10 protein-coding genes are annotated in these 8,649 nt (G+C 70.4%); all 10 read left to right on the forward strand.

The features are described 5' to 3' along the window. Positions 1 to 180: 180 nt before the first annotated feature. The 10 genes from ACWFQ8_RS21355 to ACWFQ8_RS21400 all read left to right on the forward strand — a co-directional run bounded on the left by ACWFQ8_RS21355 (position 181) and on the right by ACWFQ8_RS21400 (position 8,403). The gene (locus tag ACWFQ8_RS21355; protein WP_453787832.1) at positions 181 to 423 is read left to right on the forward strand and encodes a DUF6284 family protein; all 243 of its coding nucleotides are present in this window, start codon (positions 181 to 183) and stop codon (positions 421 to 423) included. Further along, complete coding sequence (locus ACWFQ8_RS21360; RefSeq protein ID WP_453787833.1) at positions 420 to 1,256, forward strand: DUF2637 domain-containing protein; 837 nt, start codon at positions 420 to 422, stop codon at positions 1,254 to 1,256. Before ACWFQ8_RS21355 ends, ACWFQ8_RS21360 begins: the two co-directional genes overlap by 4 nt. Continuing rightward, a complete protein-coding gene (locus tag ACWFQ8_RS21365; protein WP_453787834.1) occupies positions 1,253 to 1,624 on the forward strand; it encodes an RRQRL motif-containing zinc-binding protein in 372 nt (123 codons plus the stop codon). The genes ACWFQ8_RS21360 and ACWFQ8_RS21365 overlap by 4 nt, the downstream gene beginning before the upstream one ends. Positions 1,625 to 1,635: 11 nt before the next feature. Next, positions 1,636 to 2,022 (forward strand): DUF6251 family protein, encoded by a 387-nt coding sequence (locus ACWFQ8_RS21370; protein WP_453787843.1) that lies wholly within the window; start codon positions 1,636 to 1,638, stop codon positions 2,020 to 2,022. Next, positions 2,019 to 2,534, forward strand: coding sequence for a hypothetical protein (locus ACWFQ8_RS21375; protein WP_453787835.1), 516 nt, complete (start codon positions 2,019 to 2,021; stop codon positions 2,532 to 2,534). Before ACWFQ8_RS21370 ends, ACWFQ8_RS21375 begins: the two co-directional genes overlap by 4 nt. Positions 2,535 to 2,615: 81 nt before the next feature. Continuing rightward, positions 2,616 to 2,849 (forward strand): DUF6257 family protein, encoded by a 234-nt coding sequence (locus ACWFQ8_RS21380; protein WP_453787836.1) that lies wholly within the window; start codon positions 2,616 to 2,618, stop codon positions 2,847 to 2,849. Between the two features lie 96 nt (positions 2,850 to 2,945). Then, positions 2,946 to 5,066 (forward strand): FtsK/SpoIIIE domain-containing protein, encoded by a 2,121-nt coding sequence (locus ACWFQ8_RS21385; protein ID WP_453787837.1) that lies wholly within the window; start codon positions 2,946 to 2,948, stop codon positions 5,064 to 5,066. 291 nt (positions 5,067 to 5,357) lie between these two features. Then, positions 5,358 to 6,086, forward strand: a complete 729-nt coding sequence (locus ACWFQ8_RS21390) for a DNA methylase (RefSeq protein WP_453787838.1) — start codon at positions 5,358 to 5,360, stop codon at positions 6,084 to 6,086. Continuing rightward, positions 6,083 to 6,925: a bifunctional DNA primase/polymerase gene (locus ACWFQ8_RS21395; RefSeq protein WP_453787839.1), complete on the forward strand. Its 843-nt coding sequence runs from the start codon at positions 6,083 to 6,085 to the stop codon at positions 6,923 to 6,925. Before ACWFQ8_RS21390 ends, ACWFQ8_RS21395 begins: the two co-directional genes overlap by 4 nt. A 2-nt stretch (positions 6,926 to 6,927) precedes the next feature. Next, a complete protein-coding gene (locus tag ACWFQ8_RS21400; protein WP_453787840.1) occupies positions 6,928 to 8,403 on the forward strand; it encodes an ATP-binding protein in 1,476 nt (491 codons plus the stop codon). Positions 8,404 to 8,649 lie beyond the last annotated feature (246 nt).

An 8,649-nucleotide genomic window follows, 5' to 3' on the forward strand; every position in this document is an offset into this window, starting at 1 on the left:
GCACCGCCGCAGTTCACTGCGGCCGGTTGCCTCCTCCGCCCGTACTGCGTTTCGGCGCCGTACGGGCGGGGTCGCAGGGAGCCGAGCACGTACCGCTCCACCCACCAACGAAGTGCAGCCCCCGGCGCTCCAACGCCGGGGGCTGCTGAGTCCCGTTCCTCCACAGAAGGAGCAAGACCCGTGAAGTCCATCGCTGCACTTCAAAGCATCGTTACCCCGTGGTCCGACGACCTGGAGCCGACGGACGCGGAGCTGAACGCGATCGAGCAGGAGATGCCGCTGATCCTGGCGGAGCGCGACCTGCTGGACGCGCAGATCATGACACTGGACCGGACGCCCACCGAGGTGGACGAGCAGCGGATCCGCCGGGCCCGCCGGCAGGTCCTGGCGGCGCGGACCGCGCTGGAGAACCGGGCAGCATGAACCGCAAGGCGAAAGCCGCCCTCGTCCTCGCCCTGGTGATCGTGGTCGCCATGGCGTTCCGTGTCTCCTGGAACGCACTGCGGGACGTGGCCAAGGCCATCGGCGCGGATGGGACGGCGGCGACGCTGTACCCGTTCGTGGTCGACGGCCTGATGGCCCTCGCACTGGTCGCCGCGCTCACGCTGACCGGCGATGCCCGCCGGTTCGCCCTGCGGGTGCTGGCCGCCTACACGCTCGCATCGCTGGTCCTGAACTACGTCCACGGACTCCTGCCCGAGCTGCACTCCGAGTCGATCGACTGGACCCGACTGGCCGACTGGGACCCCGCGAACTGGGCGCTCGTACTGCTGGCGACGTCACTGCCGGTCGGGTCGATCTACTTCGGCTCCGACCTCGTCGCCAAAGTCCTCCACCACAAGCCCCCGATCGAACCGGCCGCTCAGGAATCAACTCAGATCACCGTAAATCGGTCCACCCCTGAGCAGGGCGAACCGCCGGTCGAGCTGCCGGAGCCGAAGCGGGCCGTGGACTCTTCCACCACCGTCCCGGTCGAGGCGATCGAGGAGCGCCCGCAGCTCGTCGCGGCGGCTGAGTCGCCGCGTCCTCGTCGGACGACCGGTCGAGTCCCGGCAGCCGCCCGATCGACCCGACCGACCCGCACAGACGTGGAGCTGCTCGGTGAAGCGCGGAGCCTGACGGAGTCGTGGCCGATCGAGAAGCTGACTGGTGAAGGGATCCGCAAGGCCCTGCGCACTTCCCCGGCCAATGCTCGGATCGTGCGGGAGGCCTTGAAGGCAGAACGTGAGCGCGACGCGGCGGCGGTGGCCGGATGAGCCTGTCGTTCGCCGACTGCCACGATCCGACGGGAAGAGTCCACGGCCTGCCCACCTTCCCGTGGCGTCTGGCACCCGACGGTCTCGCCACCCGCCGGCAGTTACGGGCCCTCGGCCTGCGCCCCGGCGGTCAGGACATCGCCGGTCAGGTCCTGCGCCCCCGCTTCCGGCGCGGCCCGCTCGCCGCGTTCCTCTACCGCGTCGACCAGGCCAAGCCGGTCCGTCCGATGACCCCAGCCAAGACCGCCGCGCTGGCCAAGGCCAATACCGCCCGCCGTACCTGCCCGCAGTGCCGCCGCGATGCCGGGTACGTCATACCGGCCTCGCTCGGCATGTGCGTTCCCTGTGCCTACCCCGAAGGGGGCTGACCGTGAATCACCTGCCCGAACTCCCCGCGCACGCCAGCGTCGTCCGGCTCCCGGACGGCACCCACGTCTACGCCAACCCCGGCACGCTGCCCGCCGCGTACGCCGGGCCGCAAGTCGTGCACCAGCACATCCACCAGGCCCCGCCCGACCGGACCGTCCAGCGCATCGCGCTCGGCTCCGGCATCGGCGCCGGGACGGTGGCGGCCGGCGTGTACTTCGGCCCGCTCCTGATCGCCGCCCTGACCGCGATCGCCGCCAACATCGCCTTCCTGGCCTTCCTCGCACTGGTCCTCGGCTGGGCCGTGCACACGGTTGTGAAGTCGGTCGGTAGCCCGAGTGGGACGCAGGCCGTGAAGAACGTGCGCAAGGCCCGTCGATCCCGTGGGAGTGGCGCATGAAGATCAGGGGATACAAGCTGGCCGGTCGGCATGCGTCGGTCCTCGCGCAGGTCGAAGCGTCGGCCGAGCAGGCCGCCGCGCTCGTCAAGGAGCAGATGCGGGAGCGTCTGGCCGCCTTGGAGATCGTGGTCACCGACCGCGCGGGCATGGAGGACACCGTCCAGCGGGCGCACGAAGGCCTGCTGGGAGGGCGCAGTCTGGAGCGCCAGTACCGGTACGCCGATGCCGTGTACGGGTGCACGACGCTCGGCCCGAACGGGGTCCTGATCGTCATCAACGCCAAGGCCTGCGGGACGGATCGCCGGGAGACGGCCATCACCCTCGTGCACGAACTGGTCCACGGCGTCCAGTACTCCCGGCCTCAGACGGCAGGCGACGTGGTGCGCGCGCTGCACAACAACTACCGGATCACGGCTCTGCCCAACCGGGATACCCGACGCATGAACCGGCAGGTCGATGCCGATGAGCGTGAGGCCAAGCGCCTGGAGTGGCTCGCCCGCAAGCTCCGCTAGCTGACGGCTGCCCGATCCGCCCGCCCGCGTGGCGGGTGGTGAGGGGAGCCGGACAGACCGGCCCCAGACAGGGAGCCCGTGATGGCGAAGGACCCGAAGTTCACCGCTGGTGAGGTCGCCAAGATGGCGTGGCTGACCGCTCGGATGGCCAAGCGTGGTATCGCCAGCCAGACCGTCTACCAGGGCGACCTGGAGCGCAAGTTCGAGCGGATCGTCGACGGTGCCCGCGAACGCGAAGTCCAGCACGCCGCCGACCTGGCCGAGGCCGAGAAGGCCGCACGCAAGGCCCGCGTCAAGAACCTCAAGACGAAGTAACTGTGCCCCGGGGCGGCCGTCCCTCTCGCCAAAGAACGCCGGCCGCCCCGGGCCCTACCCACCCCGAGCTAGTCAGTGAGAGCAGGAGCTTTCAGCATGACCGACAACGTCGTCCCCCTGTTCAAAGACCCCTCGACCTCGACCGACACGGTTACCGCGGCTTCCCCCACCCCGACGCCGGCCGCCACCGGCACGGTCCGGCCGGTGCGGGTGTGGAAGCGCACCGCATCCGGTGTGCGAACGGCCGTGACCAGCGAGCAGACCCGCACCGCCGCCCGGCTGGTCGCCCGCCACGGCATGTACGTCATCGGCGGCACGAGGATCACGGCGAAGCGGACCTGGGACGGACGGACCGCGTCCCGCTACGAGCGGATGATCCGGGCCGCCGAGGCGGGCGGGAACTTCGAGGAGGCCAAGGAGTGGGAGGACCGGCTGCAGCGCTTCCGCTCCGGCCGCCACAACCGGCGCATGGACCTGCTCCGCTCCGCCCCCGACCTCGCCAAAAGCGTGGGCGTCGGCACCGGCCTCACCGTCGGTGGCCTGCTCCTGCTCGGAATCGTGCTGGCCATAGCCAACAAGGACGTCTCCTGGGTCCTCGCCCCGATCGGCTCGGTGATTGAAGCGATCCGCATGGTGGTGGTCGTGGCCACCGTCGTGTGGGGGCCCGCGCTCACGGTCGGCCCGTGGCTGGCTTTACTGGCCCTGTGGGGAGTCGGCCGCCGCCAGCAGACCGCGCCGCAGTGGACGCTGCCCGCCAAGCAGCGCGACGACGCCGGAGCACCCATCACCCCGTCCATCGTGGTGACCGCCCTGCGTGACCTCGGTATCGCCCCGCTCCGGGGAGCCATCAAGGACATGGGGGACGCCGGGGCCGCGATGCTCGGCCCGATCCGCATCGCCGGATGCGGCGTCGAAGTCGACGTCACCCTCCCCTCCGGCGTCTCCACCGCCGAGGTCCAGGGACGGCGCAGGAAGCTTGCCGAGAACCTCGCCCGGCACGAGCACGAGGTCTTCATCACCCTGCCGGCCGCCGCTCGTACCGTCCGGCTGTGGATCGCCGACTCCGGCGCCCTCGACGAGCCCATTGGGCCCTCCCCGCTGGTCACCGACGGGACCATGACCGCGAACTACAAGTCGGGCAAGGCCCCGTGGGGTCAGGACCTGCGCGGTGACGCTGCCGCCATGAGCGTCTACCAGCGCCACCTCCTGATTACGGGGCTGTCGAACCAGGGCAAGACCGCGTCCCTGCGCGCGCTGGCCCTGTGGCTCGCTCTCGACCGCACGGTGGAGTTCCGGATTGCCGACCTCAAGGGGGTGGGTGACTGGGACATGTTCGATGGGCTGGCCACGACCCTGATCCAGGGGCCGACCGACGAGCACGTCATCGAAGCGACCGAGATGCTCGAAGGGCTGGTCACGGAGATGGAGCGCCGGATCCAGGCCCCGCCCGGAACCGTCTTCACGCCGCTCGTCGGCATCGTCGATGAGGCGCAGGTCGCGTTCATGTGCCCGGCCATCGGCGCGGACAAGCGCCCGTACGGTGGGTCGAAGGCCACCTCCCGGTACTTCATGGCCGTCCGGAAGATCCACAACCAGGGCCGGGCCGTGGACGTCACCCTGTGGGAAGGCACGCAGGACCCGACCGACCAGAACCTCCCCAAGCTCGTCCGTGAGGGCGCCCACACCCGCATCTCCCTCGTGCTCGGCACCGAGTCGCAGGCCCGCATGGCCCTTGGCGACAAGGCCGTCGACGGCGGGGCCGCACCGCACCTGCTCCGGCAGGGCCTCGACAAGGGCACCGTCGTGGTCGCCTCCGACGGCATCACCATCCCCGCCGGGCAGGCATCCATCACGGTCCGAACCCACTACATCGACACCGAGCAGGCCGCCGAGATCGCCGAGCAGGCCAAGACCCTGCGCGACGGCGTCATCACCGCGCACACCGTCGACCACGGGCCGGCCGTCGACCCGCTCGCCGACATCCTGTCCGTGCTCGGCACTGAGCCGCGCGTCCTCACGCAGGACGTCCTCAAGCGACTGGCCGCGCTGAACGAGAAGGCGTACGGCGGCTGGTCGTTCCTCGACCTCAAGCGCGTCCTCGACGGCACCCCCGCCGCCCCCTACAAGTCCGACGGCCGGATGACCATCGGCCGCGACCGCGTCGCCCGCCTCCTCGCCAGCCGCCCGGACAGTGGTTCCGCTTCCGCTGCTGAGTAGAGGGAGCCGACCCCCGCATGGTCCGGGAGGCAGGGAGAACTCCCTGACCGCCTCCCTGACCCGCCTCCCTGGCCTTGACCTGCGGAAATGATCTGCCAGGGAGGCAGGGAGGCGCCGCAGGTCAGACCCCCGAAACCCCCTCCCCGAGCCTCCCGGCAGGGGGTGCCCAAGCCTCCCTGCCCAACCTGCGGCAGGGATTCCGTTTCACCCGTCCGAACATGCCGAGAGCGGCCCCCCTCACGCCAATGGTTGGGGCCGCTCTCGTCCAGAACGCGAACTGGAGAGACCAGCATGACCCACACGACCGACATCCGGCGAGAGGGCCACCGGCCCGCCTTACTGGATCTGTTCTCCTGCGCCGGCGGCGCCGCCATGGGCTACCACCGCGCCGGATTCGACGTGACCGGCGTCGACATCCGCCCCCGCCCCAACTACCCCTTCACCTTCCGCCAGGACGACGCCCTCACCGTCCTCGCCGAACTGATCCAGTCCGGGGAGATCCGGCGGTTCGAGATCGTTCACGCGTCCCCGCCGTGCCAGAAGGGATGCGCCCTCACCGTCGGGACGAACACATCTCGTGGCTGGGGCGGCACCCACATCGACCTCGTAGCCCCCACCCGCGAACTCCTCGAAGCATCCGGCCTCCCGTACGTGATCGAGCAGCCCGACGGGAAGGCCGACGTCCGTAAGGACATCACCCTGTGCGGGGAACAGTTCGGCCTCGGCGTGCTCCGCCACCGCAACTTCGAGTTGGGCCGCTGGAACGCCGTACAGCCCCAGCACGTCCGCCACAGGGGCTACGTCCGGGGCTGGCGGCACGGCGAGTACCGCGACGGCCCGTACGTCGCCGCCTACGGCGACGGTGGAGGCAAGGCCACCGTCCCCGAGATGCAGACGGCGATGGGGATCGACTGGACCGACGCCCGCGAGGAACTTACCGAAGCCATCCCGCCCGCCTACTCCGAGTGGCTCGGCCGAGCCTTCCTCGCCCGCGCTCGGTCCGGGGAGGTGGCCGCATGATCTGCGCCACTGGACTCCTGCTTACGGCGCTCCGGCTCGCGGAGATCGGTCTGCCCGTCCTCCCGCTACGGGAGGGGAAGGAGCCGTTCGGGAACTGCCCGACCTGCACCCGCTCGGCGTGCGGGGACCGGCCCCACATGAAGGCCGCCGGGCCCTGCGAGTGCCCGGCTCCCTGCCACGCCTGGGGCGCTGCCACCACCGACCCGGACGTCATCACCGGCCCGGCCTGGGCCCGCGCTTGGCGTCAGGCCGGAGCGGTCGCCTATCACCCGGGCGGTGCTGGACTGACCGTTGTGGACCTGGACGACGCCGAGGCCGTCTCCTGGGCCTGGGAGACCCTTCCCGCCACCACGATCGTCCCGACCACGCGGGGCGAGCACTGGATCTACCGGGGTGCCATGCAGTCGAAGAACGGGGTCCGCTCCGGGGTCGACGTGAAGTCCGCGATGTCCTACGTCCGCTGGCGCGGCCCCGGCGCCGGAACTATGGCCGTACTGCCGGACATCGTGCGCTCGCTCATGGTGAAGGAACCCACCGTCCGACAGACCCGCCCCGTCACCGTGGCGGTGCCAGCCGGAGGTGGGCAGTGCCCGCACCGCTCGCCCGCATACCTGGAACGGGGCATCGCCATGGCCGAGCAGCGCATCACCGGGGCGACCGAAGCCATCCACACGAGCGTGTACCGGACGTTCCTGGCCGTGCTGTCAGCCCACGGCCGGTGCGGCTGCCTGACCGAGGCCCACACCGGACGCCTGTTCACCGCCGCGCAGGGCAAGGGCGAATCCGTCCGGCACTGCGAGATCGCCTGGGCCAACGCCCGCACCGCATTGGGGATGTGACCGTGCCCGACGACGAGAAGAACTCCGGCCGGGAAGTCATCACCGGCTACGCGCAGGCCAACTTCCGGTACTTCCGCACCTCCGACGGGACCGTGTACGCGCAGAAGAACGGCCACCCCGTCGCGCGCCCGATCCGCTCCCAGGGCACCTCGGGTAGCCACCGGCAGGAACTCATGGTTGGCCTCTACGAGAACGGACACGGCGTGTTCAACGGCACCGCCCTCAAGGAAGCCCTCGACCTCATCGAAGCCCTCGCCCTGACCAACGACGTCCAGCCCGTCCACATCCGGGTCGCGCCCGGGTTCGACGGCGCGACCTGGCTCGACCTGGGACGCAACGACGGGCAGTCCGTGCGCATCCACCCCACCGGCTGGGACATCCTCGTCCCCGAGCCGGAGGAGGTGTGCTGGCGGCGGACCCAGCTCACCGGGGAACTCCCGCTCCCCGCAAAGGACACCGACGGCAAGGGCATCGATGTCCTGCTGCGGCTATGCAACTTCGCCAACGCCGAGACGGAGTGCCTGGCCATCGCCTGGCTCATCGGCTGCCTCGGACCGTCCGTCCCCGTCCCGGCACCGTTCCTCACCGGCCCCCAGGGCGCCGGCAAATCCACCGGCGGAAGGATGCTCGTGCGGATCATCGAAGGCATGAGCGGCGACCTGCGCCGCGCGCCCAAGGACGAAGAGAACCTGATCGCCGCTGTGGCCGCCGGATGGGTCACCGCCCTCGACAACCTCTCCCACCTCGCCCCCGACCTGTCCGACCTCATGTGCTGCATCGTCACGGGAGCCGAAACCATCAAACGCGCCCTCTACACCGACGGCGACGTCGTCCGCGCCCGCTACCGCCGGCCGCTCCTCCTCACCGGCATCGACGTGGGCGTCATCCGCCCTGACCTCGCCGAACGGCTCCTCCCGCTCCGTCTCGAACGCCCCACCGTCCGGCGCACCGAAGCCGAGCTGTGGGCCGAGTTCGAAGAGCTGCTGCCCGTCATCCTCGGCTCCCTCCTCGACCTCGCGGTCACGGTCCGCGCCACCGAGGCTGACATCCCCACCGACCTGCGGATGGCCGACTTCGCCCACCTGTGCGCCCAACTCGACGCGGCCACCGGCTTCGGAGCCTTGAACGCCTACCGGGCCAGCCTCGACGAACTCAACGACGACGTCATCGAAGGCGACCTCCTCGCCCAGACCGTCCTCAAGCACGCCGCCACCCTCGAACCGGGCGTGGAGACCCGCATGACCTCCTCCGAGTGGCTTCACGCCCTCACGCGCCTCTACAGCGGCGACGACTGCCGTCCCCTGCCCAAGGGGTGGCCCACCACCGGCAAGGTCCTCTCCGACCGGCTCAAGCGGCTCCAGCCCACGCTCACCGCCCGGGGAGTCCTCGTCGACTGGGGCCGCACCAGGGCGGCCCGCTACATCGCGATGGCACGCCCCGCCACGACCGAGCCGGAGCAGCAGGGGCCCATGTTCTAACTCGGGTCATCCAGGGGCGCGGGAACAGACAAGAGGAGCACGGCCCACCAAGGCCGGGGGGTGCTCCTCTTGCTTGTCCGGCGGCTTGCCGCCGCTGCAAGGGTCGTGCCGCGCAGCGGCCCCTTCTTCGCGCTTTGGCTCTGCCGCACTAACTGATCGTTTCAGAATGAGATTCGTTGAGGGGCTTGGCAGTTGGGTGTGCTGTCGGCAGGATCTGGGGTGTGTCTGCTGATCTCGTGCCTGATG

The sequence above is a fragment of the Streptomyces sp. NPDC055254 genome (genome assembly GCF_053606025.1).

Bases quoted from the DNA above. Each gene is read 5' to 3' on its own strand.
- ACWFQ8_RS21360 (WP_453787833.1), top strand. From the start codon at position 420: ATGAACCGCAAGGCGAAAGCCGCCCTCGTCCTCGCCCTGGTGATCGTG.
- ACWFQ8_RS21365 (WP_453787834.1), top strand. From the start codon at position 1,253: ATGAGCCTGTCGTTCGCCGACTGCCACGATCCGACGGGAAGAGTCCAC.
- ACWFQ8_RS21375 (WP_453787835.1), top strand. From the start codon at position 2,019: ATGAAGATCAGGGGATACAAGCTGGCCGGTCGGCATGCGTCGGTCCTC.
- ACWFQ8_RS21380 (WP_453787836.1), top strand. From the start codon at position 2,616: ATGGCGAAGGACCCGAAGTTCACCGCTGGTGAGGTCGCCAAGATGGCG.
- ACWFQ8_RS21385 (WP_453787837.1), top strand. From the start codon at position 2,946: ATGACCGACAACGTCGTCCCCCTGTTCAAAGACCCCTCGACCTCGACC.
- ACWFQ8_RS21390 (WP_453787838.1), top strand. From the start codon at position 5,358: ATGACCCACACGACCGACATCCGGCGAGAGGGCCACCGGCCCGCCTTA.
- ACWFQ8_RS21395 (WP_453787839.1), top strand. From the start codon at position 6,083: ATGATCTGCGCCACTGGACTCCTGCTTACGGCGCTCCGGCTCGCGGAG.